Source organism: Stenotrophomonas sp. YJH_SMC_127 (genome assembly GCF_059372445.1).
This window is the reverse complement of record NZ_JCAFVO010000002.1, coordinates 308,771-334,631: the sequence shown is the minus strand read 5'-3', so window position 1 is coordinate 334,631 and position 25,861 is coordinate 308,771. Positions and strand designations below refer to the sequence as shown.

Genomic DNA, 25,861 nt, shown 5'->3' with positions numbered 1-25,861 from the left:
GCGGCAGGTTCCTCATTGCCTGCCCTGACCGGAGCCGTCGAAATGTCCGAGAACACCCTCCTTGCCACGCCGGCCGCTACCGCGCCGATCAAGTACCTCGACCGCGCCATGGCCACGCTGCGCAGCCTGGGCCTGGCCGCTCCCCAGGACAACAACGCTCCGGCCATCGCGCTGGTCTCGCAGCTGTCCACCCTTGACCAGGGCCGCGTGGTGGCCATTGCCCGCGTGCTGCAGCAGTCCGGGCATTTCAATGCCGTGATGCGTGATGAAATCAGCTCGGCCAAGGTGTCCGACCGCTATACCGAGATCATCCGCGCCTTCGACAGCATCCGTGACGATGCCAGCACCATGGTCGAGCAGGTGCGCGACGGCAGGATCGACATGGGCGAGCGCCTGCAGAACCTGTGGATGAAGGTCACCCGCGGCGACATCCCGAGCCGGTTCGAGAAGATCCGCCGCACATTCCTGGAAGTCAGCCGCGATTCGGCCGAGCAGCTGCAGCGCGAGTCGCGCGTGCTGGAGATGTACGGCGACTTCCGCCTGTCGATCAAGGATGCCGAGATCCAGGCCCATGAGCTGTTGAAGCTGCAGGAGCAGGCGCTGGCCAATGCCCGCGAGGCGCTGAAGCAGGCGCAGCAGCGCGTGGAGTCGGCCGATCCGGCCGCCGATGCCGCCGACACCGGCCGCCTGGTCATGGCCCGCGATGAGGCCCTGCGCAACAACCAGGCCGAGGAGTCGCGCTACCAGCTGGCCAAGGACCTGGCCGAGAACCTGCAGGTGAACTACGCCACCTCCGAGGCGATCATGCTGCGCGTGCACCAGTCGCACGAGATCAAGCGCCGCGTCAACGAGCGCTCGGTGGTGTTCTTCTCCACCAATGAAACCAGCTTCACCGCCTTGAACCTGGCCTTCACCACGCAGATGGGCCTGCATGAGTCCACGCAGGCGCTCAATGCGATGACCGAGGGCACCTCCAAGGGCCTGGAAGCGGTGGCCAACATCGGCGATGACGTGCTGCACGAGGGCCTGAAGGCCGGCTACGGCGCCACCATCGGCGTCGATTCGGTGCGCAAGCTGGTCGATGCGGTGGTGCACTTCCAGGAGACCTCGCTGCAGGAGATCGAGCAGCTGCGCGGCCAGGCGACCCGCGACTCGGCCGAGATCGCCGAGTATGTCGAACAGGGCAAGCAGCGCTTCGCCGCCCTGCTGCAGGCGCCGCCGAGCCCGGAGTCGCGCTGAGGTGAGTGCGACGATGGCCCCTGCCGAGCTGCAGGATGCGCTGCTGACCATGGATGTGGTCGACCAGCTGCGCTACCGCAACGCCGAAATGAAGGCGCTGGCCGACAGCGGCCATGACAAGGCGTCGCTGAAGCAGCGCCTGCTTGAGCTGTACCGCTCGCAGGGTATCGAGGTCTCCGACGAGATCCTCGAGGCCGGCATCCAGGCCCAGCGCGAGCAGCGCTACCTCTACACCGCGCCGCGTGGCTGGAAGGCGTGGCTGGCGCGGCGCTGGATCGATCGGGCCCGCCTGTTGAAGTGGGCGCTGCTGGCGGCCTTCCTGCTGCTGGTGCTCGGCATGCTGCTGGTCATGGCGCGCAGCTTCGGAGCGTTCGTGCACGAGAGCAACGTGCAGAAGAACGTGCAGGTGCTGAACGACAAGGTGGCCGCGCAGCAACAGGAGGCTGCTGCAGCGCGCGCCCTGCTGGCCGCACAGGAACAGGCCCTGCAGGGGCTGCTGCCACGTGCCACCGCCAGCGGTGGGCGCCTGCAGCCACTGGCCGAAGGCGCACAGGCCGCGCTGGCCGAAGCACAGCGGCGCTTCGCCGGGGTTCCCGCCGCACTGGCCGCACAGCCGACCCTTGTGCGCAAGGACAAGCTCACCCGGCTCAGCAGTGGTGGCAGTGCCACCGGCGAGCAGGCGGCCGCGCAGGTTGAGCAGCATCGGCAGGCCGCCGCGCAGCTGCTGGCGAATGCCAGGGAAACGCTGCCGCCGCTGACCGAGCGGGTGAACATTCTCGGCCAGGCGATCGAGGCCAGCGAGCTGCTGGATACCACCAACGCCGCTGCAAGGGCGGCACGCCTCGCGCCGGATGCAGAGCAGGCGCGCGCACGCGCCTACACCGGCGGCGACGTGGCACTGCGCGCGGGCGACATGGCCGCGGCGGGCCAGGCGGTAGCGACCCTGAAGGAGCTGATCGGCAGCGCCGCCACGCTGGCCGCGCTCAACGAGCGGTTGGCCCAGCTCAAGGCCGACGGCCTCGCCACCGGTGTCGCCGGCGAAGACCGCAAGCGCTTCGAGCGTGCGCTGGAGCAGGCCGCCCGCCTGATCCGGGTCGAGACGCTGGCCGAAGCCGGGCCGGCCCTGGACGAGGTCAGCCAGCTGGTGGGGCTGCTGTCGCAGACCCTGGTCTACCGCATCGTCAACCGTGACGATGAACGCACCGGCGTCTGGCGCTACAACGAAAAGGCCAATGGTGGCCGCAACTACTATCTGGTGACCGAAGCGCTGGACGAGGCCGGCAATGCTGCCGAACTGCCGATCCGCAACGAGGAAACCGGCAAGGAGGAACGGGTCTCGGTGTTTGCAGTGCGCGTGCCCGAGGCCACCTACAACCGGGTTGCCGCCGACAAGCAGGACAACGGCATCATCGAAGACGACCAGATCGGCAGCAAGCCGCGCGGCAGCCTGTCGCCGCGGTTCCGCATGCCCGCCACCGGTGGCTACATCACCCAATGGTGATGGGTAAGGAACTGACATGAGAGATCTGAACGACGCGATTGCCGATGTCGAGACCGATATCGGCCAGGTGCAGGCACAACTGGCCGCGCGTGGCGACCAGTGCCGGGAGCTGATCAAGGAACAGGAAGCGCTGCACGGGCGGGTCCGCGACGACTTCAACGCCCTGGCGCGCCTGCAGGCCGAGGCCGCCACCGATGCGCCGCCGATGCTGGCCCGGGACCTGCTGCAGCAGTCCAGCGCCGATCTGCAGCGCCGTGACCGCAAAGCGGCGGTACTGGACGACGAACTGCAGGCGCTGCTGGACATCGAGCAGTCCTTGCAGCAGCGGTCGCAGGAGGCCGTTGCCGCACGCGACGCCGCCGGCGAACGCTGGCAGGCCCTGCAGGACCAGGTGGACACCACGCTGGAAGCGGAACCCACCTACAGGGTGCTGCAGGACGACCTGCAGCTGGCCGTGGCACGCGCCGACACGGTCGAGCGCATGGCCTCCTCTGCCCAATCGGAGCATGACGCCAAGGCCGGCGCCTATCAGGCCGACCCGATCTTCATGTACCTGCACCGACGCAACTACGGCAGCACGGCCTACCGCGGCTGGCCACTGGTGCGCACCGTCGACGGCTGGCTGGCCGAACTGTGCGGCTTTGACCGTGCCCGTCGCGAGTACGCCACGCTGGTCGAGCTTCCGCCCTATCTGCAGGAACATGCCCGACGCGCCCGCGACGACGTGGAGGCGGCCCGCCAACCGGTACAGCAGGCCCGCGATGCCGCCCTCGCCCGCGCCGGTGGCGACCCGCTGCGCCAGCAGCTGCAGACGGCACAGGGCGCAGTAGCGCAGGCGCTGCTGGGCGAGCAGCTGCATCGGCAGACCGTGGATGCCAAGCAGGCACAGATCGACGGCTTCCGCAGTTGGACCGATGCCGAAGGCAGCGCCCTGCTCACCGCGCTGGCGCGCACGCTGTCGGCCAAGAGCATGGACGACCTGTACCGGCGCGTCGCCGCCACCGCCTCCGGCGAGGACGATGCCGTGCTAGAGCGCATCCATCGCAGTCGCCTGCGCCTGGGCGAGATCGATGGGATGGTAGGCGAGCACACCCGCGAAATGGCCGTACTGAAAAAGCGCCTGGACAGCCTGCAGGCGGCGCGCAGGAGCTACCAGGCGGCAGCAGACATCGAGCGCCAGGCGTACGAGGCGCCGAGCTACCGGGCCGCCGCGCCGGCCACCGTCGCCGCATCCTTCTTCAGCACCACCAGCAGCCGAAGCACCACCCGCTCCTCTGGCGGCCTGTTCGACCTGCTTGCGGGCGGCTCCAGCAGTTCCGGCTCGCGTTCGAGCTCGCGTTCGAGCTCGAGTTCGAGTTCGAGTTCCAGCTCCAGCTCCAGTTCCAGTTCCAGCGGTAGCAGCTTCCACAGCGGCGGTGGTATCAGCGGCGGCGGTGACTTCAAGACCGGGGGCGGGTTCTAGCCCGGCAACGGCCGGGTGCGCCGCTTCAGCCGCGCATCCAGCAACCCCACGCCCAGCAGCACCAGGCTGGTCAGCCATCCGGCGGCCAGCAGGTGCGTCCAGGGCAACGCCAGACCCAGCACCAGCAGCGCCACCGCGCCCAGCAGGTGCGAGCGCGGCGCGCGTCCATAGACCACGCGCTTGTACAGGGCACTGCCCAGCAGATAGATCAGCGGGCCCGCCACCATCACCGTGGCGTACACCGTGGTGACGGCCGCCGCCGGATGGTCCATGACCAGATCGTTGCCCACCGCGGTGGCGATGATGCCGGCGATCAGCAGGGCATGCACGTAATGGAAGTTGGCGCCCATCCGGCCCGGGTCTTCGGCGTGGGTGATGGCCTCTGTGGCATCGCGGCTGGAGATGCCGAAGTACAGCCACCACATGGCAATCGTGCCAGCGAAGGTGGCCAGCACCGCCGAGATCACCTGCAGGCTCCAGTGCTCGACGTCGCTGAGCACGCCCCCGGTGGCCAGCAACGTCTCGCCCAGTGCGACGATGACGAACAGCTGGCAGCGTTCGGCCAGGTGACCGCCCTCGATGGTCCAGTCGCGGGTGTGCGACCGGCCCATGCCCGGGAACGCGAAGCCGAACATCGGCGAGATGTATTCGCAGGCCGCCGCCATCGCCCACAGTGCCAGCCGCAGGTGGCCCTCGGCCGCCGCGCCGGCCAGCCAGAAGCAGGCCGACACGCTGACCCAGGCCAGCATGCGGCGGAAGTTCGGCGCCAACGTATGGTTGCGGCCGACTTCCAGCAGCACGAACGCGGTGCGTCCGACCTGCATCGTGGCGTACGCCCCGGCGAAGATCCACGCACGATCGGCGAACGCCTCGGGAATGGACGAGGACATCAACAACGCCAGCAGCATGGTGGCGAACATCAGGCCCCGGATGCGCGGCGCCTCCGGGTCGAACCAGTTGCTGACCCAGCACGCGTACTGCCAGCCGAGCCAGACCGCGAACCACAGCACCAGGGTCTGCAGCACGCCGGCCAGGTCCAGGTGGTGCAGCAGATGGTGGCTGAGCTGGGTGACCGCGAACACGTAGACCAGGTCGAAGAACAGTTCTTCGTAGGTCACGCGGGCATGATGGCCATCGCGGTGGCGCAGCGCGGGCAGGCGCAGTCGGGTACTCATGGAACTCCTTCAGCGCGCCAGGCGCCAGTACAGGAAACCGGCAAGTAGCGCCGGCACGGCGAATACCAGCAACAGGATCGGCAGCTCCTCGCGTACCGCGTAGCCGGCCTTGCTGACCCCTACCCACATGTTGGCCACGGCCACCAGCAGCCAGGTGGCGATGAAGGCGATCAGTGCCGTGGGCAGCTGCGAGGTGCCCGTGCTCCAGAGATGGCCAAACAGCACGAATACCCCCAGCAGCAGTACGCCACCCAGCATCACCATGAGCACGTGCATGGTCCACCTCCTTGAGCCTGGTAGCAGGCTAGCCCCGGCCGATTCTGCGCTCCAGCCCGTGGAGGTGGATTCACAATCCATGGCCAGCGAACAATCCCTGGGCAGGCTGCGGCGCACCTTATTGCAGCCATGAATTATTCGCGAAACGGTCCGCCCCGCCCGCGTGCTAGTTTCATCCGACCCTGCCCAGACACCTCTCCGCCATGCGCCTTTGCCTGACGACCCTTGCCCTGACTGCCACACTTGCCTTTGATGTGACTGCCGCCGACGCACCGCTGCCGCAGCTGCAGGCCTACACCGTGGACGCCTCGTGGCTGCAGCCGATGGCACCGCTGCAGATTGCCGACCACACCTGGCAGATCGGCACCGAGGACCTGACCGCGCTGCTGGTGCAGACCGCCGACGGTGCGGTACTGCTCGACGGCGGCATGCCGCAGATGGCCGGTCACCTGCTGGACAACATGAAGGCACGCGGGGTGGCAGCACAGGATCTACGGCTGATCCTGCTCAGCCACGCACACGCCGACCATGCCGGGCCAGTGGCGGAGCTGAAGCGCCGTACCGGCGCCAGCGTAGCGGCCAGCGCCGAATCGGCGGTGCTGCTGGCGCGCGGCGGCAGCAACGACCTGCACTTTGGCGACAGCATCACCTTTCCGCCGGCCAGCACCGACCGCATCATCATGGATGGCGAAGGGGTCACCGTAGGGGGCATCGCGTTCACCGCGCACTTCATGCCGGGGCATACCCCGGGCAGCACCGCCTGGACCTGGACCGATACCCGCGATGGCCAGCCGGTGCGCATCGCCTACGCCGACAGCCTGAGTGCGCCGGGCTACCAGCTGCAGGGCAACGCCCGTTATCCCCGCCTGGTCGAGGACTACCGGCGCAGCTTCGCTACGGTGCGCGGTCTGCCCTGCGACCTGCTGCTGACGCCGCATCCGGGCGCCAGCAACTGGAACTATGCCGCGGGTGCAGAGGCCGGAGCCAACGCCCTGACCTGCAAGGCCTACGCGGATGCGGCCGAGAAGAAGTTCGACGCACAGCTGGCCAAGGAAACGGCCACGGCACGCTGATCCTGTAGAGCCGAGCCCATGCTCGGCTTGCCGGCCAAACACAGCCGAGCATAGGCTCAGCCCTACACAAGACGCGTCGAAGGGTGCCGGTCAGGACGACCGGCACCCGCCTTCCATCAGCCACCCTGCCCGTGCTGGGCAAACGGCTCGGTGCTGCCGTCGGTCCGCACCAGCTCGACGGTGTACGACTGCACGTAACCATCCGGCATTTCCATGCCCGGCGAACCGGCCGGCATGCCGGGCAGCACCAGCCCGCGTGCGGCCGGGCGTTCGGCCAGCAGGCGCTTGATGTCCTCGGCCGGGATGTGGCCTTCGACCACATAACCGCCGATCTCGGCGGTATGGCAGGAGGCCTTGCCGACCGGCACGCCCAGGCGGACCTTGATCGGATTCATGTCATCGGTATCGCGCACGTCCACCTGGAAGCCCGCGGCCTTCAGATGGTCGACCCAGATACCGCAACAGCCACAGCTGGCGGTCTTGTGCACGATGGCCACCGGCAGGGCCGGATCGACCTTGGCCGGGCTGGCCTGGATCGGTGCCACCGGTGCCTTGCTGGCGACCGGTGCGGCGGCGGATTCTTCGGCGGCACGTGCACAGGCGGTGGTGGCCAGCACGGTGCCCAGCAGCAGGCCGAGGGAGAGAGAACGGTTCATTGAGTGATTCCTTTGCTGAGGCGGGCAACGCGGCCCGCCGCCCGCGCATCGAAGGCGCAGGCAGAGGCGAGAAAGAGTCGAACAGTCATGGCAGGCGCTTGAGCGCCTGCAGGACATCACACGATGGGGGGACGCAACGGGTCCGGCATCGGCGGCGATGCGCGTTGGTGGGAACGGGCAGCTACAGGCGCCTCGCGCCACGGCGAGGCGGGCGTTCCACTCAACGTGGCCAGCATGCCAAGGCAGGCTGGCGGGCATTCGCACTCACCGCTCTGGCAGGCCGCCCGGGCCGCATCATCGCAGCAGCCGGCTGCCGCCAGCGCAGCCGCGTGCGGTGCAGAGCAGTGATCCTGGTTGGCCGACCCGCCGTACGAAGACGAGCCAAGCGCCAGCGCCGGTGCATTCAGCACCAGGGCAACGAGCAGCATCCATCGCAGCAGCAGGCCAGGCAGGTTCACCCGCCGATGATAGCCGATGCGCGTCACGCAATCGCCGCCGCCATCGCCCGCATCCGCACCGGGATCGACTTCGCTGCGGGTGTGCCGCTGATCCGGTCGTAGTAGTCCAGCGGCAGCAACGGGTTCAGTTCCGGGTAGTAACCGGCCAGCGCGCCGCGCGGCATCGGGTAGTCCAGCACCGTCAGGCCCTCGATGCGGCGCTCCACGCCATCGCCGCTGATCGTCTCCAGGCTGACCAGCGCCTCCTTCTCCAGCCCGCGCGCCAGCCGGTCCTCGATATTCATGAACAGCACCATGCGATCGTTGTACACGCCGCGATAGCGATCGTTGTAGCTGTAGATGGTGGTGTTGTACTGATCATGCGAGCGCACGGTGGCCAACCGCAACATGTCTGGATCGTGCACCGGATCGTCCACGTCCAGGCCGGGCATCACCAGGATGTTGGCCTTGCCATTGGGCGTGGGCCACACCCGGCGGCGCGGCGGAATGTCCAGATGGAAACCGTGTGGCTGCTGGATGCGCTCGTTGAAGCCGGTGTAGATCTCCGGATACACCGCGGCAATCAGCTCGCGGATGGGCGCGTAGTCGTGCATGCAGCCGGCCCAGTCAACCCTGCTGTCCGGCAGCGTGGCCAGTGCCATCCGGCAGACGATCTCGACCTCGGGCAACACCTCGGCACTGACCGGCTCCAGTACCCCGCGCGACGCGGTTACATTCGACATCGCGTCTTCGATGGTGACGAACTGCTCGCCGGCCGGCGTAACGATGCGTTCCGAGCGCGCCACCACCGGCAGGATCAGTGCATCGCGGCCATGGACCAGGTGCCCGCGGTTGAGCTTGGTGGCAATGCCCACGGTGAGCTCCAGGCCACGCATCGCCTCATACGCACGCGGCGTATCGGGCACGGCATGGATGAAGTTGCCACCCAGGCCGATGAACACCTTGGCGCTGCCGTCCAGCATCGCCTCGATGGATTCGACCACGTGATGGCCGTGCTCACGCGGCGGGTCGAAACCGAACACCTGCTGCACGCGGTCCAGATAGGCCGGCTTGGGCTTCTCGTCGATGCCGACGGTGCGGTCGCCCTGCACATTGGAATGCCCACGGATCGGTCCGATGCCGGCGCCGGGCTTGCCGAAGTTGCCACGCAGCAACAGCAGGTTGGCGACCTGCTGCAGCAGGCGCGAGCCGTACTGGTGCTGGGTCAGCCCCATGCCGTAGCAGATCACGGTGGCCTTGGAACGGATGTAGATCTCCGCACAGCGGCGGATCTGCGCCTGCGAAATGCCGGACACCTGCACGATCTGGTCCCAGTCCTGCGCCATCACGTCTTCGCGCAGCGCCTCCAGGCCCACCGTGTGTTCCGACAGGAAATCATGGTCGAGCACGCGCTCGCCCTGTGCCTCACGCTCGAACATCACCTTCATCATGCCCTTGATCAGGGCCAGGTCGCCGCCGATGCGGATATGCACGAACTCGCTGGTGATCTCGGTCGAACCGAACGTGGCCATCTGCACCACGTCCTGCGGCTCGGCGAAGCGGATCAGCGCACGCTCGGGCATCGGATTGACCGCCACGATCGGGATGCCGCGTTTACGCGCCTCGACCAGGTTGCTCATCATCCGCGGTGAATTGGTGCCGGTATTCTGGCCGATCACGAAGATCGCCTCGGCATGCTCGAAGTCCTGCAGCACGATGGTGCCCTTGCCCACCCCGATGGCCGGCGGCAGGCCACGGCTGGTCGGCTCGTGGCACATGTTCGAGCAGTCCGGGAAATTATTGGTGCCGAACTCGCGCACGAAGATCGAATACAGGAACGCGGCTTCATTGGGCGTGCGGCCGGAGGTGTAGAACTCGGCCTGGTGCGGGCTGTCCAGCGCCTGCAGGTGGCGGCCGATCAGCGCGAAGGCATCGTCCCAGCTGCACGGCACGTAGTGGTCGGTGGCTGCGTCGTAGCGCATCGGCTCGGTCAGCCGGCCCTGCATCTCCAGCCAGTAGTCGGTCTGCGCCATCAGTTCGGTCACGGTGTACCGGGCGAACAGTTCGCGGCCGGCGCGGAACTGGGTGGCTTCCCAGGCCAGTGCCTTCGCGCCGTTCTCGCAGAACTCCAGCTTCTTGCGTTCGTCGGCATCGGGGAACGCGCAGCTGGGGCACTTGAAGCCACCGGGCTGGTTCATCGCCAGCAATGCCTTCGATCCCTTGCCGATCACACTCTGCTGCAGCAGCACCTTGGCCGTGGCGCCGGCGGCACCCCAGCCTCCGGCGGGCTGGTTGTAGGGCTTGTAACGCGGCGGTTTCTGCTCGGACATGTTCGGGAACCTGGCAGTAGGAACGCAACAACGAACGGCACAACGCGGTCCGGCGGTGCATTCAGTGGCACGACCAGCCGCACAGTCAAGCACGGCCCACGGCGCTTCGCCAGAGGGCACAGGCTGATTTCAGCACAACCTGCCATGGCAACGGTTACAGCCGCGTCTGCGCGCGACCACTGCGCTATCCTCGAAACCGCAGGCGGTGGCCCGCCCGCGTTTCTCCCTTGTCCGGACGCGCTGCATGCCTGATTCGACCCCGCCGCACACCCCGCCTGCCGGCACCGCCCAACGCCCGTTGCAGCGCTGGCGCGGCGGCACGCAACAGCAGCAGGTCGACGTGGTGGCCGAGGAAGTGCCGGTGGCGCTGCGCTACAACGATGCCGCCTTTGCCGTGATGATGGCCACACCCTGTGATCTGGAGGACTTCGCACTCGGATTTTCGCTCAGCGAAGGCCTGATCAGCGCGCCCTCGCAGCTGCTGTCGATCGATATCCACCCACAGCTGGAAGGCATCGAGCTGCAGATGACCGTGGACGAGGCTGCGCCCGGCGCAAACCTCGACCCCGACAAGGGGCGCCTGCTGCCCGGCCGTGGTGGCTGTGGCCTGTGCGGCACGCGCCAACTGGAAGAAGTGCTGCGCCCACTGCCGCAGATCCGCGAACGCCGCAGCTATTCCGCCACCGCCCTGCAGCGGGCGTTGGCCAGCTTGGCGCAGCACCAGCCGATGAATGCGGCAAGCGGCTCGATCCATGCCGCGGCCTGGGCCGACGCCAGTGGGCGGATCGGCTGGGTACGCGAGGACGTCGGCCGCCACAATGCACTGGACAAGCTGATCGGCGCCCTGCACCACAACGAACACGCCATCGAAGGCGGCCTGCTGGTGATTTCCAGCCGGGCCAGCTACGAGATGGTGAGCAAGGCAGTGCGCGCCGGCGCCAGCGTGCTGGCGGCAGTGTCCGCGCCGACCGCGCTGGCGATCGATCTGGCCCGCAGCGCCGGCCTGTGCCTGGTCGGGTTCGCGCGGGAAAGCGGGTTCAATGTGTATACGCATCCAGAGCGGCTGCAGGCGCACGACGGCCACGCCCGCTGAGGATGGCCGGGAGCACTGCGTCCCCCGGCCCGGTACGCCTCAGCGCAGCGCGACCTTCGGGAAGTCCACCGGCACGTCGAACGCCACGTTGACGTAGTTGGTGAACAGGTTGAGCGCCACATGCGCGAGGATCTCGACGACCTGCTCATCATCGAAGCCGGCCGCGCGCAGCGCCTGCACGTCGCCGTCGGCGATCTGCGCACGCTGCTCGACCACCTTCAACGCGAAGTCGAGCGCCGCCGCAGTGGCCGGGTCGCTGGACTGGCCGATCTGCGCGGCAGCCATCTGCTCACCGCTGGCGCCGGCCTTGCGGCCCAATGCCGTGTGTGCGGCCAGGCAGTACTCGCAGGCGTTGCGGTTGGCGATGGCCACGGCGATCTGCTCGCCCAGCAGCGGCGACAGGCGACCGCCGCCCAGCGCGCCGAACGAACCCCACATGCTCTGCAGGGCAGCCGGCGAGTTGGCCACGGCGCGGAACATGGCCGGGGTGGCGCCGAAGGCAGCGTGGACCTGGCCCAGCAGGGCCTGGCGGTCGGCGGTGGTGTTGGCGGCATCGATCAGGGGGACACGGGACATGGTGGATCTCCTTGGGAAAGCGCCCGGAATTGGACGACCCGCTCATCCTAGGTAGACTCCCCGGACGAATCAGGCGCAATAAACCACACATGTTGTCCATTCATCCATGAACGTGTTCGCCGACACTTCCGCACCCGACCGCCTCTCCTCCCTGCTGGAACGCTTCCGGGTGCAGGCGGCGCTGTTCCACAGTGGCCCGCTGTGCGGGCAGCATGTCTTCGAGCCGCAGCCCGGTCGTGCGTTCCTGCACATCCTGCGCCAGGGTGAGATGGAAGTCCGTCATCCTGGGGGCGATAGCACGCTGCCCCGGTTGAAGATCGATACACCCAGCCTCCTGCTGTATCCGCAGCCGTTGCACCATGTGTTCTTCAACGCTCCGCTGGACGGCCCGGATTTCACCTGTGCCACGCTGGATTTCGATGGTGGCGCGCGCAATCCGATCGTGCAGTCGCTGCCACCGGTGATGGTGGTGCCGCTGGCCGCGATCACCGAACTGGATGACACCCTGCAGCTGCTGTTCGCCGAAGCCGATCGCCAGCGCTGCGGGTCACGGCTGCTGACCAACCGCCTGTTCGAGGTGGCGCTGATCCAGATCCTGCGCTGGGTGGTCGACCACCCGGATGCAGCCGGCGTCAGCCACGGGTTGATGCGGGGGCTGTCCGATCCGCGGCTGGCACGCACGCTGGTGGCGATGCACCAGGCACCGCAGGACGAATGGACGCTGCCGCGCATGGCCGCGACCGCCGGCATGTCGCGCAGCGCGTTCGCGGCCGTGTTCAAGGACGTGATGCAGGCCACGCCAGCCAGCTACCTGCTGGACTGGCGGCTGAGCCTGGCCTGCGCGCAGCTGCGGGCCGGCGTGGCGGTCAAGCAGGTGGCGATCGAGGTGGGGTTTGCCGATACCGCATCGTTGTCGAAGGCGTTCCGCAAGCGGCTGGGGGCTTCGCCGAGGGCGTGGCTGGCCACGGGCGCCGCGCAGGCTGGGTAAAGGTGAGGGGGTAGAGTCGACCGCTGGTCGACTATCGCGCGACGCGCGGGAGGTTCGTTGTCCGACCGAAGGGCAGTCGACCAACAGCCGACTCTACCGATGCGGCATTTTCGTGATCTGACCGAAGGGCAGCCGACCGGCGGTCGGCTCTACCACGGGCGATGTCGGCGCGCCGGCTGCCCGCTCAACTGGACGTTCCATCGGGCTTCGCCAGCAGCCCGGCGATCCGTTCGGCCACCTGGGCGCGCACGCTTTCATCCAGCTGCCCCTCGTACATCGCCTCGTAGATCCACAGGCCGTCGGCGGCCAGCCGTGCCACGAAATTGTCGAGCGCGGCCGGGTCGCTCTGCCCGGTCGACGGCGGCAACGGCGCCCAACGCCGTACCGCCGGCCCCCACGGGCGCTCATCGGCGTCCGGGTCGGCCGATTCGAGCATGAACATCAGCTCGGCACGGGTAGCGCTCTGCGCCGAGACGCGCACGAAGGTCTGGTAACGCTCCAGCGCCGAGGCTTCGTCTGCACGCTTGCCCAGCAGCGTTTCCATCGACGTCTCCCAGGCCTGCACCAGGTGCTCGTCGATGCCGCGCAGCAGCGCCTCGCGCGACGGGAAGTGGTACAGCAGGCCGCCGCGGGTCAGCTTGGCCTCGGCCGCCACCGACTCGAAGGTCACTGCGCGCACGCCATCACGATTGATCACGTTGACGGCGGCGTCGAGGATGCGGTCGCGCTTGCTGGTTCTCATCGCGTCATTTTACGCGATCGGCCGCACCCTCGCGGCTGCCGACGCGCCCGCGCAGCAGGCGCGCGATGATCGACGCGCCCAGCGCCAGCACCACCGTGATCACCAGCAGCACGATCTGGTAGCCGCGGTCATACGCGGCCGTGGCCAGTGCGAACCACTCGCCCTGCCCGCTTTCACGTGCCACGTGCAGCGCCTGGGTGAAGCCTTCCCGTGCAAGCGCGGGCATGTCGGCCGAGACCGGCAGGAATGCGCCATACATCGCCGCGCTCAAGCTGCCCAGCATCGCCACCGCCAGCAGGCCGCCGAACTCGTAGGACACCTCTTCCACCGACGAGGCCATGCCCGCACGGTGCGCCGGTACGTTGTTGAGGATGGCGGTGGACGCCACCGAGATGGCCGAACCCATGCCGAAGCCGGTGATCGCCATGCCGGCGACCACCCAGCCGAGGCCGTGCGGGAAGCCGAATGCCACCACGCCGACACCCAGCGCACCTGCGGCCAGGCCGCCACAGATCAGCGGGCGCAGGCCCACCCGGTGCAGGATGCTGCCGCCCAGCAGCGCACTGGGCAGGCTGCCAAGCGCGGCCACCGACACCAGCAGGCCCGCCTGCAGCGGCGAAAAGCCCGCCACCAGCTGGAAGCGCTGGGTGGTGACCAGCTGCAGGCCGGCCATCGCAAACAGGGTGAACACCGCCGACAGCGTGCCGGCCAGGAACGCCGGATTGCGGAAGATCGCGAAGTCCAGCAGCGGGTACGGCAGCTGCTGCTGGCGGCGCGCGAACGCCGCACCACTGATGGCGGCCAGCAGCAGCGCGCCTGCACCCAGCGCATACGACGGCGGCGTAGCGATCAGTGACTTGATCGCCAGCACCAGGCCGGACAGTGCAGCCAGAGCCAGCAGCGACGAAACCAGGTCCCACGGTCGCGAGGTGTCGCGCTGGCCTTCCGGTGCCAGCAGCAACGTGGCCACGAACGCGACCACCACCACCGGCACGTTGATCAGGAACACCGAGCCCCACCAGAAATGCTGCAGCAGCCAGCCACCGATGATCGGGCCAAGCGCCGCACCGACGATCGCCACCGAACCCCAGATCGCGATGGCGATGTTGCGTTCGCGCGCTTCGTGGAAGCTCAGGCCGATCAGCGCCAGCGTGGCCGGCATCATCGCGGCTGCGCCGACCGCCAGCAAGGCGCGCGCGGCAATCAGCTGCCCTGCGGTGTCGGCGAACGCCGCTGCCAACGATGCCACGCCGAACACCACCAGGCCGATCAGGAACATGCGGCGGTGGCCGATGCGGTCGCCCAACGTACCCGCGCCCAGCAGCAGGCCGGCCATCACCAGCGGATAGGCGTTGATGATCCACAGCGCCTGGCCGGCACTGGCCGAGAGTTCTTCGGTCAGCGTGGGCAGGGCGGTGTAGAGCACGGAGTTGTCGAGCGTGACCAGCAGCAGGCCGGCGGCAACGGTGAACAGCAGTGCCCAGCGACGGGCACGCGACAGGGCCGGAGCACCGGCCAAGGGCTGGGACAAAGCCATGGGAGAACCTGATGGGGGTGGATTACGATCATAACTATACAGGATGTCCTGTATAGTTATGAAGGCGGCGACAGCGGCTCAGATTGCGGTCCGGGCAATGTTCATGTTGCCGTGCCCCTCATGCCCGGTCTTGGCTGGTGTCCGGGATCATCACCGGCAGTCTTCCGGCAGCGCAGCAATCGCCGCTACCACCGCCGCCTGCATGCCCTGCCCCACGGCCATGTCCAGCTCCCCGCCCGTTGCCCCGTGCTGGCGCCGCAGCTCGTCCTCGCACAGGTCGCGCACCTGCGCGCGGGCATTCGCGCGCAGGCTGCTGCACCGCCAGTCGGTGCCACCCAGCGGCAGCACCGAATACACCACGCTGTTGCAGGCGTTGCCAGCCCGCTGCTGCAACGACCGTCCACCAAAATCCCGGGGTTCACTGCTGCGCTGCGGGTCGAAGTAGCTGTCCGGGAATGTGCGCGCGTACTGTTCGATGTCCACGGTCATGCTGCGCCCAGCGGCCAACGGCATCTGCAGCGGCTGCCCGCACCGCGTCGCATCGGCGCGATGCTGGATGTACTGGTAGATCGGCCGGTCCAGCGATGGATCCTGCTGGGTCACCGCGCTGACTCCCGCCAGCACCGGCAGCGATGCACGATTGGCCATGCGCGCCAGCAGCCCCGCCTGCGCTGGCTGGCAGCGGTCGCGCACTGTTGCCGCAAGCAGGAACAGCACGTCGTTGCGGAACGCGTGATCGTCGCGCAGGCGCTGTTCGATGCGCTGGCTGGCATCGGACGCCGGTGCTGGAAACGCAACCGCCGGCGGCGCGGTGGGTGCGCGCTGCCGCTGCCACCACACCAGCAGCACGACTGCGCTCACCAGCACCCCGGCAGCCAGGATCCAGCGCATGCGCATCAGTCGTGGATCGCCGTCAGCGTGGCCGCTGCGGCATCGTAGGACGCGCTGGCAATGTCCGCATCGAAGCGCTTCACCTGCAGGCGGCCGGCCAACTGGTACGGGTCCCAAAGATCGCCCAGCGCGATCGGCGTGGCCAGGGTCACATGGATGATCTGGTTCGGTGGCGGCGGCGGCACGTGGATGCACGCGCCGTAGAACGGCACGAACAGCAGTTCATCAACCAGGCCGGCATCGTTGGTGCCGAGCGGTACCACGTAGCCATCCAGATCCACCGCGCGACCGTCGACAGCGTCGACCACGCGCGAAGAGCCGAACTGCTTGGCGCGATCCAGGCTGGAATGGTCGATCTCCTGCCCCGGTGGCGTGCCCGAGCCGGTGTCGTCGATCAGCCCGCCCACATCATCCATGCCACCGCGTGACAGGCCGATCTGCGGCGGCGGGCGCTGATAGGTGACCTCGTCGGGCCGCAACGCATCCCAACGGTCGATGGGGGTTTCGGCCGTGGCGGAGGGCGCGGGTTTGTCCTGCGGCGTGACCACCACGGCATCGCCGCCCGGCGCGGTACAGCCTGCCAACCCGACGCACCCCACCACCAGCAGCAGGCAACTACGGTTCATAGGGCCTCAACTGTGCATCACGCATGGTGTAGGCCGAACCGGCCAGATCGTCGTCCAGCCGCTCGGCACGCAGAGTGCCGGCCAGGAAGAACGGCGAGTACATGTCCGGCATGGCGATCGGGCGTGGCAGCACCACGTGCACGATCTGGTTCGGCGGCGGTGGTGGCACGTGGATGCAGGCGCCGTAGTACGGCACGAACAGGAATTCGGTCAGCCGCCCGTCCTGCGCGTTGGCCAGCGGTACCACGTAGCCCGGCAGGCGCACCGGTCGCTGCAGCACCGTGTCCACCGTGCGGAACGTACCGAACTGCGGCATGCGCCGGTTGCCGTTGTGCTCGACCTCCGGGCCCTCGCCCCGCTCCAGCGCGGCCAGCTCGTCCTTCGGCATCATCTGCAACCAGTCCAGTTCCTGCTCTGCCGCATCCGCAGCGTCAGCGCGGTCGACAACCGGCGAGGGTGGCAGGGCCTGCACACCGGTATCCACCGGCCGCTCGCAGGCGGCCAGTGCCAGCAGCATCGGCAGCGACAGCATCCAGCGCATGCTCAGCCTCCCGGCGACAGGCCATCGGCCAGCGTGCGCCGGTAGGCCAGCAACGCCGGCACCAGCCCGGCCACCGCGCTGATCGCCAGCACGCCTGCCACCCAGGCCAGCTCGCGGCCGTCCGGCCAGACATGGGTGATCGACAGGCCAAAGTTGGCCAGGGCCCAGCCGCGCCCGGCCATGCTGGCGACCACCAGAAGCACCAGCGCCAGCGCGCAGGCCACCGCGCTGGTCGCCACCGCCTCCACCACCAGCAGGGCAGCGATGTAACCCGGCCGTGCCCCGGTGGCACGCAGGATCGCCATCTCGCGCCGCCGCTCCTGCAGGGTCGAGACCAGCAGCGCCACCAGCGAGACCATGCCGAGTGCCACCACCATTGCGCTGATCAGCTGCAGCGCCCGTTCGGCCATGCCCAGCGACTGCCACAACTGCTGCAGCGTGACGCCGGGCAGGATCGCCAGCATCGCCTCGTCCGGATACTCGTTGATCCTGCGCTGCACCGAGAACGTGGCGATGCGCGAGTTCAGGCCGAGCATGAAGGCGGTGATGCTGGTCGGGGTCAGATCCAGATGACGCGCCTGCTCGGCGCTGACGCGCTGGCTGCGCAGCTGCACGCCCGATCGCCAGTCGACATGGATCGCCTCGATCGCCGGCAGCGAGACCAGCAGCGACGAGTCGACCGGCGTGCCGGTGCGCTGCAGGATGCCGGCGACACGGAATGGCTTGTCGGCATGCGTGGCCAGGGTGACCGCGCCGGTGCCGTGCGCCAGCACGATCTGGTCACCGAGACCGACCTTCTGTGCCTGTGCCACCTCGGCACCGATCACCACGTCATACAGGTCATCGAACGGCCGTCCGCTCGCAAACGCAAGCGCGTGCCCGGCGCCGTAGCGGTAGTGCTCGAAATAGCCATCGCTGGTACCGACCACGCGGTAGCCACGCCAGGAATCGCCCAGCGAAAGTGGCACCGCCCACTTCACCTGCGGCAACGCGGACAGCTCCTGGTAGGACTGCCAGGACACGTTGTTGGTCGGGTCACCGATATGGAACACCGAGTACAGCAGCAGGTTCACCGGCCCCGAACGCGCACCGACGATCAGGTCGGTACCGGACACGGTGCTGGCGAAGCCTTCGTGTGCCTGCGTGCGCACGCGCTCGACGCCCAGCAACAGCACCACGCTGAGGGTGATGACCAGCACGGTCAGGCCCACGCTCAACGCACGGCTGCGCAGGCTGGCCCAGGCAAGCTCAAGCATGGCCGGCACCTGCCTGGTTGATCTGAGACAGGGCAATCGTGCGGTCGAACAACCGCTCCAGGCTGTCGTCATGGCTGACCGCCAGCACGGTGGTGCCGGCTGCCTGGCATTGCGCCGACATCAGCTTCAGGAACGCGGTCGCCGCGTCGCGGTCGAGCGCCGAGGTCGGCTCATCGGCCAGCAGCAACGCCGGGCGGCCGATCAGGGCGCGTGCCGCCGCCACGCGTTGCTGCTGGCCAACACTGAGCGTGCCTGCGCGCCGCTGCATCAGCGCCGGGTCCAGCTGCAGCGCCTGCACCAGGCGGGCGATCTCGGCATCCAGCGGGCCGCTGATGCGTGCGCTGCGCAGGCGCGAGAAGCGCAGGCCCAGCACGATGTTGTCGCGCACGCTGAGAAACGGCAGCAGGTTGAACTGCTGGAAGATCACGCCCAGGTGGTCGGCGCGGAAGCGGTCCCGCGCGGCACCGCGCATCGCCTGCAGCGCGTGGCCGGCGACTTCGATGCGGCCCTTGCCAGGCAGCAGCACGCCCGCCAGCAGGCCCAGCAACGTGCTCTTGCCACCGCCACTGATCCCGCGCAGCAGCACGCTGCTGCCCTGCTCGATCCACAACCGCGGCACGTCCAGCACCAGCCGCCGGCCATAGCCGAACTGCACGCCATCCAGCGCGATCACCGGTCGCATGCTCACGGTGCCAGCACCACGCGCAGGTTGTCCGGGGTCAGCACGCTGCGGTTCTGTCCTCGGGCGGTGGCGCTGTTGACGATCACTTCGTGCAGGCCCGGGAACAGCACGGGCAAGCGCACCACGATGGCCCGCAACTCGGCCGGCTTGGCGCACTGGTACCGCAGCGTTACGCTGAACCCCGCGTGCCGGTGCTCACCTGATGGCGGTGCGGCAGCCGTCGCATCGAATCCCTCGGCCTTGGCATCGTTGCCTGAAAGGCGGCAGCCCGCGGCGGTGGGCAAGGTGACCCAGCTGCCGCCCTTCAGCACTGTCGTAGCCCGTGTCAGCGCGGCCTGCTCGGCTGCATTGGCCGGCGGTCGCTCGTAATCAAGGATGCCGATGCCGGGTGCCTGCAGGGCGAATTCCAGCGTCTGCTGGTCAAGCGCAAGATCGACGGTGGCCTGGCCGTGCACGTGCGGTGCGTGCTGGCGGATGTCATGGGCCTGCGCGGCACTGGCAGCCAGCAGCAGGAAAAGAGCAGCAGAACGCTTCATGGGGGAGGCTCCAATTGTTACTATGTAACATTATGGACCACATCCCCACGACGCCCGCAAGGGCCCTGGCCCAGCCGCCAACTTCGGCACGCTGGCACCCCCGCTTCGATCTTGCCGGGGCCTGGCTGTCCCTGGCCTGCGCCGCCCACTGCATTGCCCTGCCCCTGCTGCTGGCCTTCGTGCCGGCTGCGATGATGGCGCTGCGCTCGTTCCAGCATCCCGGCCATGGCGCGATGACACTGCTGCTGATGATGTCGCGCTGGGAATGGCTGTTCGCGCTGCTGGCTTCGTCGATCGCCTTGGCGAGCACCTTGGCCGGGGTTCACCGGCATGGGCGCTGGCGACCTGCAAGGCTGGCCTGCGTCGGCGCCCTCCTGCTGTTGCCGGCCTCGCTATACCTGCCGCTGAAGGAATCACTGCTCTGGCATGGCGTGGCGACAGCTGGTGGTGGCGTGCTGCTGGCATGCGCGCACATCGGCAACCGGCGCGCGCTGCACAACCGCCGGTAGTGCCGGCCGCTGGCCGGCAGCCCCGGGGACCCGCCAGCCGGCCAGCGGCCGGCTCTACCCCTCCATGCATGGGCAACGCAACAGGTGACGCGCATTTGGTAGTGCCGGCCGCTGGCCGGCAGCCCGGGGACCCGGCAGCCGGCCAGCGGCCGGCTCTACCCCCTCCATGCATGGGCCACGCATCAGGTGATACACAGCTGGTAGTGCCGGCCGCTGGCCGGCAGCCCCAGAGACCCGGCAGCCGGCCAGCGGCCGGCTCTACGCCGCCTTATTCGTCAAACGGACGCTGGCCGAGCGTCTGCGTCACGTGGTCGACGAAACAGGTGATGCGCGCGGCCAGCGCGGTGTTGCGGTAGTACACCGCGTTGATCGGCTGGCGCACCTCCTGCGTCTGCTTCGCGAACAGCTGCACCAGGCGGCCATCACGCCGGTCCTGGCGGGTCAGGAAGTCGGACAGGCAGGCGATGCCCAGCCCGGCCACCGCCATCTGCCGCAGTGTCTCGCCACTGGATGAAGCAATCGCCGGCTCAATCACGAAAGGGCCGCCATCGGCATCCTGCAGCGGCCATTCGTTCAACGAACTGGGCTGGGTGAAGCCAAGCAGGTCGTGCTCGCGCAGCTGCTCCACCCGCGTGGGCGTGCCATGCCGGCGCAGGTACTCGGGGCTGGCCACCACGCGGATGCGGCTGTGGCCGATCGGCCGCGCATGCAGGGTGGAATCGCGCAGCACGCCAATGCGGAACGCCACGTCGGTGCGCTTCTCGATCAGGTCGGTGATGCCTTCATTGGAATTCAGCTCCAGCTCCACCTGCGGGTAGCGCTCGCGGAAGCCCTCCAGCAACGGCACGATGACGTGCAGCATGAACGGCGTGGCGGCGTCTACGCGCAGGCGCCCGACCGGCTGCAGCCGCCGCGCGGCCATCTGTTCCTCGGCCTCGTCCACCGTGGCCAGGATCGTGCGCGCGTACTCCAGGAATGCGGCTCCCTCCTCGGTCAGCTCCAGCCGCCGCGTGGTCCGCCGCAGCAGCGTGGTCTGCAGCTTGTCCTCCAGCCGCGCCAAGGTGCGGCTGGTGGCGGAGATGGTCAGCTCCAGCTCTTCGGCCGCGGCAGTGATCGAACCGCTGTCGACCACGGCCACGAAGGCCTTCAGCTCATCCAGGGTGGTTTTCATTTTTTACCTCGGCGCAAAAGCATTTCCCGTATACACGGCTTAATCAACAAATGTAAAGCACCCACACTTCGCCCTGTCCCGAGCCCACCGGCTCTCAACGAAGTCCCTGGAGTCCATCATGAGCGTTCCTTCCTTTGGCGTCGGCACCTTCCGCCTGACCGGCCAGACCGTCATCGATTCGGTGCGCAACGCCCTCGACGTCGGCTACCGTGCGGTCGATACCGCGCAGATCTACGGCAACGAAGCCGAGGTCGGCCAGGCCATCGCCGAATCCGGCGTCCCGCGCGACGAGCTGTTCCTGACCACCAAGATCTGGGTGGACAACTACGCCGCCGACAAGCTGATCCCGAGCCTGCGCGACAGCCTGGCCAAGCTGCGCACCGGGTACGTCGACCTGCTGCTGATCCACTGGCCGGCGCCGGGCAATGGCGTTGAACTGCGCGAGTACATGACCGCGCTGGCCGAAGCCAAATCGCTGGGCCTGACCCGTCAGATCGGTGTGTCCAACTTCAACATCGAACTGACCCGGCAGGCCATCGAGGTGGTCGGCGCCGGCGAGATCGCCACCAACCAGATCGAACTGAGCCCCTACCTGCAGAACCCGGCACTGACTGCCTTCCTGCAGGAACAAGGCATCACCGTCACCTCCTACATGACCCTGGCCTACGGCAAGGTGCTGAAGGACCCGGTGCTGGCCGCCATCGCCGACAAGCACCAGGCCACCGTCGCCCAGGTCGCGCTGGCGTGGGCGCTGCAGCGGGGTTACTCGGTCATCCCGTCCTCGACCAAGCGCGAGAACCTGGCCAGCAACCTGCTTGCCCAGGACCTGCACCTGGATGCCGATGACATGGCCGCGATCGCCGCGCTTGACCGCAACGGCCGCGAAGTCGATCCGCCGGGCCTGGCCCCGGCCTGGGACTGAGGAGCCTCGCCATGGGCAGTGCGTTGACGCGGCTGCAGGCCGGTGGTTTCAGCATCGGCATCGAAGCACCGCTGGACAATGACTGGACGCCGCTGGGCGAACAGGCACGACACGCCGCGCGACGCCTGCCCGGCGAACCGGACCTGCAGCGCCATGCGGAGCTGGCACGGTTGGCCGACCGCCTTGGCTTCCGTGCGCTGTGGGTACGCGACGTGCCGGTGTACGACCCGGCCTTCGGCGATGCCGCACAGGTGTTCGAGGTGTTCAGTTACCTCGGCTACCTGGCCGGCATCACCGAGCACATCCTGCTGGGTACCGGCGCGGTGGTGCTGCCGATCCGCGAGCCGTTGCTGACCCTGAAGTCGGCACGCAGCGTGCAGCGGCTGAGCGGTGACCGCCTGCTGCTGGGCGTGGCCAGTGGCGACCGCCCGGTGGAGTACCCGCTGTTCGGCCGCGACTTCGACAGCCGTGGCAGCCGCTTCCGCGAGCACATCGCACTGCTGCGCGAAGGCGCCGCCGCGCACCTGCCGCAGGGCCTGGACGTGCTGCCCGCGGATGGCCCGGCCCTGCCGCTGTTCGTGGCAGGCCTGGCCCAGCAGCAACCGGCGTGGATCGGCCAGCACATGGATGGCTGCCTGGCCTACCCGGGCACGCCGCAGGACCATGTACAACGCGTGGCGGCCTGGCGCGCCGTGGCCGGCAACAAGCCCTATGCCAGCTTCATCCACCTGGACCTGGTGGCCGATGCCGATGCTCCTCTGCAGCGCTGGCGCTTCGGCCTGCGCGGCGGCCGCAACGCCCTGCTGGCCGAGTTGCACGCCATGCGGGCGGCCGGTGTCGACCACATCGGCCTGCAGTTCCGCCGCAACGAACGGCCGTTGGCCGAAACCTTCCACGAAATCGCCGAGTACGTGCTGCCGCACTTCCCGGCCCACGCCGGCGCCACCGCGATGGCCTGACAGTTACCGGAGCTTTGCCATGAAGATGAAGACCCTGGCCGCGCTTGCGCTGGCCACCCTGCCGCTGTCCTTCCAGGCCACCGCCGAGGAGTGGTATCCCTCTACCTACGGCGCCAACGACGAGATCGGCGCGGCCAACCTGCTCACCGCTGACGTGGTCAAGCACGCGGTCTCGCTGGTCAGGACCGGCAAGACCTATCCGCTGGCGGTGCCGGTGGACAAGAACCTGCCCGCGTTCCGCCACCGCAGCTTCCGCCTGTACAACGTGCAGGTCGGCCAGCAGGCTGGCAAGTCGCTGGGCCCCAACAAGTTCACCTTCAACGATGAACTGGTGAACGCCTGGACCGGCGTTGGCACCCAGCTCAACGGCATCGGCCATATCGGCATCGACAACGTCTACTACAACGGCAACAAGGCCGCCGACTTCGTCACCGTGGACGGGGTGCGCAAGCTCGGCGTCGAGAAGGTGCCGCCGATGGTCACCCGTGGCGTCGTGCTGGACATGACCGCGTACTACGGCAAGGCGATCGTGCCCGGCGGCACCGAGTTCACCGTGGCCGACATCCAGGCCGTGCTGAAGAAGCAGGGGCTGCGCCTGCGCAAGGGCGACGTGGTGCTGTTCAACACCGGCTGGCTGGAACTGATCGGCAAGGACGACAAACAGTTCCTGGAAGTGGAACCGGGTATCGGCATGGAGGCGGCGAAGTGGCTGGCCGACCAGGGCATCGTCGCCTTCGGTGGCGACACCTGGGCCTCGGAGGTCTACCCGAACCCGAACGGTGCCGAGGAGTTCCCGATCAACCAGTACATGCTGGCCAAGCGTGGCATCTACAACCTGGAGCTGATCGACAGCCGTGCCCTGGTGCGCGACAAGGCCTGGGAATTCCTGTTCGTGCTCGGCCAGCCGCTGTACGTCGGTTCGACCCAGGTCAACATCAACCCGGTGGCAATCCGATGAACACCGCCGCTGACCTTCCCGTGTTCGCCGGCCGCCGCTTCCGCGTCAGCTATGACGGCCTGGCCGCCGACAATGTCTACAGCGCCGATGGCCGCCACGTGCAGTACGCCATCGTCTCTGGCGCCTATGCCGGTGCGCAGGGCGAAGCCGCCTGTGAGTGGCAGCGGATCAGCGACGGGGTCTATGCCATTTCGTGGCAGGAAGCCGATGGCGCTACGGTCGTGCATGTCGATGACTTCGCGGGCGGGCATTCGCTGGCCTGGTTCACCGCCACCGATGGCAGTTTCCATCGCATGCAGGGGCCGCTGCACGCGCTGTGATGCGGGCCAGCGGCCGGCGGACGAAACATTACAGATCAGTAATGCAGGGGTCAGGGCAGCGAAAGGCGCTGCCCTCCACCCTGTGGGCCATGTCTTCCACAGGTGTCCCACGCATGGCCCGTCCCCTGCTCCGCTCCACCGCCCTTGTTGTCCTCGTCTCCGGCCTCGCGGTTGCGCCGCTGGCCCTGGCCCATCCCAGCCTGGTGCGCTCGACGCCGGCCGCCGACGCGACCGTGGCGCCGGCCAGCCAGATCGAGCTGCAGTTCAGCGAGAAGGTGATGCCGCGTGCCACCCGCATCGAACTGAGCATGGACCATGGCCGCATGAAGATGGCCATGCCCACCACTGCGCAGGAGCTCTCCGAAGATGGCCACACCCTGCGGGCACGCTTCGCCAAGCCCTTGCCGGCAGGCAGCTACGCACTGCAGTGGCGCGCGGTGGGCCAGGACAGCCACCCGATCACCGGCAGCTACCGCTTCACCGTGAAGTAAGGCTGCCGTCGTGGCCGAGCTCTCGCCGTATGCGCTGCGGCTGGCACTGTACCTGGTGCTGATGCTGCTGTTCGGGCGGATGCTGTTCGTCCGTTCGGGGCTGCCGCGCGGCGTCTCGCTGGCGCTCGCCCTGATCGCGTTGGCCGTGGTGGCCACCGATGCCATCACCCGCTTGACCGGTGTGCTCGGCATCGCGCCGGCCGACATCGACCCTGCAACGGCGCACTGGTTCCTCACCGGTACGCCGGTGGGTAAAGCCGGCCTGCTGCGTACCGTGGCGGTGCTGGCGATGCTGCCCCTGCTGGCATTCGCCACGCCGCTGGGTGGACCGCGGCGCGTGGTCCTGCTCGCATTGTCCGGAATGGCCCTCGCCAGCCTGTCCTGGAACGGCCACGCCGCTGCGGGCGATGGGTTCGGCGGCACCTTGCGGCTGCTGGCCGGCATCGTGCACCTTCTGGCCGCCGGCGCCTGGGTCGGCGCGATCGCCGCCATCCTGCAGCTGGCGCTGCGTCCGCAGGGCCTGCGCCTGCGCGAACGCACCCGCGAGCTGTGGCAGGCCGCCCACAGCTTCGCCCTGCCCGGCACGATCATCGTCGCCCTGCTGGCGATGACCGGCACCTATACCTATGTCGATCTCGGCGGTTCCATACAGACCCTGACCGGCACCGCACATGGGCGCTGGCTGCTGCTCAAGCTGGCCCTGGTGGTCGGCATGCTGGGGTTGGCGGCGCTGCATCGCTGGCGATTGGTGCCGGCCTTGGCCACCTCCATCCGCGACGGCTGGCAACCGCGGCCGCTGCGTTCCCTGCGCCACAGCCTGGCCTGCAAGTCGGTGCTGGCCGTGCTGGTGCTGGCCTGCGTGGCGGTGCTTGGTACGCTGGACCCGTTGGCGTGAGCCTGCGCAGCCAGCCCAC

Annotated in this window: 27 protein-coding genes; 13 read left to right on the top strand and 14 right to left on the bottom strand. The window is 68.2% G+C overall.

Annotated elements, in window-relative coordinates:
- Positions 1-42: 42 nt before the first annotated feature.
- The 3 genes from AC5QAB_RS06815 to AC5QAB_RS06805 are packed head-to-tail and all read left to right on the top strand — an operon-like array spanning position 43 to position 4,202.
- Complete coding sequence (locus tag AC5QAB_RS06815; protein WP_164109990.1) at positions 43-1,239, top strand: cell surface protein; 1,197 nt, start codon at positions 43-45, stop codon at positions 1,237-1,239.
- A 13-nt stretch (positions 1,240-1,252) separates the two neighbouring features.
- The gene (locus AC5QAB_RS06810) at positions 1,253-2,740 is read left to right on the top strand and encodes a DUF6384 family protein (protein WP_164109991.1); all 1,488 of its coding nucleotides are present in this window, start codon (positions 1,253-1,255) and stop codon (positions 2,738-2,740) included.
- A gap of 16 nt (positions 2,741-2,756) precedes the next feature.
- The gene (locus AC5QAB_RS06805) at positions 2,757-4,202 is read left to right on the top strand and encodes a coiled-coil domain-containing protein (protein WP_495233246.1); all 1,446 of its coding nucleotides are present in this window, start codon (positions 2,757-2,759) and stop codon (positions 4,200-4,202) included.
- Here the strand turns inward: AC5QAB_RS06805 and AC5QAB_RS06800 are convergent.
- Positions 4,199-5,377 (bottom strand): low temperature requirement protein A, encoded by a 1,179-nt coding sequence (locus AC5QAB_RS06800; protein ID WP_197561784.1) that lies wholly within the window; start codon positions 5,375-5,377, stop codon positions 4,199-4,201. The two genes, AC5QAB_RS06805 and AC5QAB_RS06800, sit on opposite strands and share 4 nt — an antisense overlap.
- A gap of 9 nt (positions 5,378-5,386) precedes the next feature.
- Complete coding sequence (locus AC5QAB_RS06795) at positions 5,387-5,653, bottom strand: hypothetical protein (protein ID WP_014647303.1); 267 nt, start codon at positions 5,651-5,653, stop codon at positions 5,387-5,389.
- A 203-nt stretch (positions 5,654-5,856) separates the two neighbouring features.
- On the opposite strand from AC5QAB_RS06795, the gene blaL1 reads away from it, so the two are divergent.
- Positions 5,857-6,726 (top strand): L1 family subclass B3 metallo-beta-lactamase, encoded by an 870-nt coding sequence (blaL1, locus tag AC5QAB_RS06790; RefSeq protein WP_032962659.1) that lies wholly within the window; start codon positions 5,857-5,859, stop codon positions 6,724-6,726.
- 116 nt (positions 6,727-6,842) lie between these two features.
- On the opposite strand, the gene AC5QAB_RS06785 is transcribed toward blaL1, so the two are convergent.
- Positions 6,843-7,382 (bottom strand): DUF411 domain-containing protein, encoded by a 540-nt coding sequence (locus tag AC5QAB_RS06785; RefSeq protein WP_014647305.1) that lies wholly within the window; start codon positions 7,380-7,382, stop codon positions 6,843-6,845.
- A 481-nt stretch (positions 7,383-7,863) separates the two neighbouring features.
- Positions 7,864-10,149: an FdhF/YdeP family oxidoreductase gene (locus AC5QAB_RS06780; protein ID WP_495233245.1), complete on the bottom strand. Its 2,286-nt coding sequence runs from the start codon at positions 10,147-10,149 to the stop codon at positions 7,864-7,866.
- Positions 10,150-10,393: 244 nt separating this feature from the next.
- Between AC5QAB_RS06780 and fdhD the strand changes: the two genes are divergently transcribed.
- Positions 10,394-11,242 carry a formate dehydrogenase accessory sulfurtransferase FdhD gene (gene fdhD / locus AC5QAB_RS06775; protein WP_197561782.1) on the top strand — a complete coding sequence of 283 codons (849 nt, stop codon included), beginning with the start codon at positions 10,394-10,396 and terminating at the stop codon, positions 11,240-11,242.
- A 39-nt stretch (positions 11,243-11,281) separates the two neighbouring features.
- On the opposite strand, the gene AC5QAB_RS06770 is transcribed toward fdhD, so the two are convergent.
- Positions 11,282-11,818 (bottom strand): carboxymuconolactone decarboxylase family protein, encoded by a 537-nt coding sequence (locus tag AC5QAB_RS06770; protein WP_046430864.1) that lies wholly within the window; start codon positions 11,816-11,818, stop codon positions 11,282-11,284.
- A 106-nt stretch (positions 11,819-11,924) separates the two neighbouring features.
- Between AC5QAB_RS06770 and AC5QAB_RS06765 the strand changes: the two genes are divergently transcribed.
- Entirely contained in the window at positions 11,925-12,806 is an 882-nt protein-coding gene (locus tag AC5QAB_RS06765; RefSeq protein WP_495233244.1) for an AraC family transcriptional regulator, read from the top strand.
- A gap of 184 nt (positions 12,807-12,990) precedes the next feature.
- Here the strand turns inward: AC5QAB_RS06765 and AC5QAB_RS06760 are convergent, their stop codons facing one another.
- From AC5QAB_RS06760 to AC5QAB_RS06725, 8 genes are all read right to left on the bottom strand, one after another.
- Complete coding sequence (locus AC5QAB_RS06760; RefSeq protein WP_032962647.1) at positions 12,991-13,548, bottom strand: TetR/AcrR family transcriptional regulator; 558 nt, start codon at positions 13,546-13,548, stop codon at positions 12,991-12,993.
- A gap of 4 nt (positions 13,549-13,552) precedes the next feature.
- Complete coding sequence (locus AC5QAB_RS06755; protein WP_049407931.1) at positions 13,553-15,085, bottom strand: MFS transporter; 1,533 nt, start codon at positions 15,083-15,085, stop codon at positions 13,553-13,555.
- Between the two features lie 150 nt (positions 15,086-15,235).
- Positions 15,236-15,982 (bottom strand): hypothetical protein, encoded by a 747-nt coding sequence (locus AC5QAB_RS06750; RefSeq protein WP_495233243.1) that lies wholly within the window; start codon positions 15,980-15,982, stop codon positions 15,236-15,238.
- Complete coding sequence (locus AC5QAB_RS06745) at positions 15,982-16,602, bottom strand: DUF3299 domain-containing protein (RefSeq protein ID WP_164232928.1); 621 nt, start codon at positions 16,600-16,602, stop codon at positions 15,982-15,984. The genes AC5QAB_RS06750 and AC5QAB_RS06745 overlap by 1 nt, the downstream gene beginning before the upstream one ends.
- Positions 16,592-17,143, bottom strand: coding sequence for a DUF3299 domain-containing protein (locus tag AC5QAB_RS06740; RefSeq protein ID WP_049407926.1), 552 nt, complete (start codon positions 17,141-17,143; stop codon positions 16,592-16,594). The genes AC5QAB_RS06745 and AC5QAB_RS06740 overlap by 11 nt, the downstream gene beginning before the upstream one ends.
- A 2-nt stretch (positions 17,144-17,145) precedes the next feature.
- Complete coding sequence (locus AC5QAB_RS06735) at positions 17,146-18,399, bottom strand: ABC transporter permease (RefSeq protein ID WP_478439471.1); 1,254 nt, start codon at positions 18,397-18,399, stop codon at positions 17,146-17,148.
- On the bottom strand, positions 18,392-19,087 hold the full coding sequence (locus tag AC5QAB_RS06730) for an ATP-binding cassette domain-containing protein (protein ID WP_495233242.1): 696 nt from the start codon (positions 19,085-19,087) through the stop codon (positions 18,392-18,394). The genes AC5QAB_RS06735 and AC5QAB_RS06730 overlap by 8 nt, the downstream gene beginning before the upstream one ends.
- Positions 19,084-19,617: a ZrgA family zinc uptake protein gene (locus AC5QAB_RS06725; RefSeq protein ID WP_053495169.1), complete on the bottom strand. Its 534-nt coding sequence runs from the start codon at positions 19,615-19,617 to the stop codon at positions 19,084-19,086. Before AC5QAB_RS06725 ends, AC5QAB_RS06730 begins: the two co-directional genes overlap by 4 nt.
- A gap of 32 nt (positions 19,618-19,649) precedes the next feature.
- Here AC5QAB_RS06725 and AC5QAB_RS06720 point away from each other — a divergent pair, with 32 nt between their 5' ends.
- A complete protein-coding gene (locus AC5QAB_RS06720; RefSeq protein ID WP_329855824.1) occupies positions 19,650-20,126 on the top strand; it encodes a MerC domain-containing protein in 477 nt (158 codons plus the stop codon).
- 268 nt (positions 20,127-20,394) lie between these two features.
- Here the strand turns inward: AC5QAB_RS06720 and AC5QAB_RS06715 are convergent, their stop codons facing one another.
- A complete protein-coding gene (locus AC5QAB_RS06715; RefSeq protein ID WP_032962637.1) occupies positions 20,395-21,297 on the bottom strand; it encodes a LysR family transcriptional regulator in 903 nt (300 codons plus the stop codon).
- 118 nt (positions 21,298-21,415) lie between these two features.
- Here AC5QAB_RS06715 and dkgB point away from each other — a divergent pair, with 118 nt between their 5' ends.
- The 6 genes from dkgB (at position 21,416) to copD (ending at position 25,842) form a co-directional block, all read left to right on the top strand.
- Complete coding sequence (gene dkgB, locus AC5QAB_RS06710; protein ID WP_032962635.1) at positions 21,416-22,219, top strand: 2,5-didehydrogluconate reductase DkgB; 804 nt, start codon at positions 21,416-21,418, stop codon at positions 22,217-22,219.
- 11 nt (positions 22,220-22,230) lie between these two features.
- Entirely contained in the window at positions 22,231-23,178 is a 948-nt protein-coding gene (locus AC5QAB_RS06705; RefSeq protein WP_197561380.1) for a TIGR03571 family LLM class oxidoreductase, read from the top strand.
- 19 nt (positions 23,179-23,197) lie between these two features.
- Complete coding sequence (locus tag AC5QAB_RS06700) at positions 23,198-24,136, top strand: cyclase family protein (RefSeq protein WP_087786657.1); 939 nt, start codon at positions 23,198-23,200, stop codon at positions 24,134-24,136.
- Positions 24,133-24,456, top strand: a complete 324-nt coding sequence (locus AC5QAB_RS06695) for a MoaF-related domain-containing protein (protein ID WP_134808935.1) — start codon at positions 24,133-24,135, stop codon at positions 24,454-24,456. The genes AC5QAB_RS06700 and AC5QAB_RS06695 overlap by 4 nt, the downstream gene beginning before the upstream one ends.
- A gap of 113 nt (positions 24,457-24,569) precedes the next feature.
- Positions 24,570-24,947 (top strand): copper homeostasis periplasmic binding protein CopC, encoded by a 378-nt coding sequence (copC, locus tag AC5QAB_RS06690; RefSeq protein WP_069116614.1) that lies wholly within the window; start codon positions 24,570-24,572, stop codon positions 24,945-24,947.
- Between the two features lie 10 nt (positions 24,948-24,957).
- Positions 24,958-25,842 (top strand): copper homeostasis membrane protein CopD, encoded by an 885-nt coding sequence (gene copD / locus AC5QAB_RS06685; protein WP_197561379.1) that lies wholly within the window; start codon positions 24,958-24,960, stop codon positions 25,840-25,842.
- Positions 25,843-25,861 lie beyond the last annotated feature (19 nt).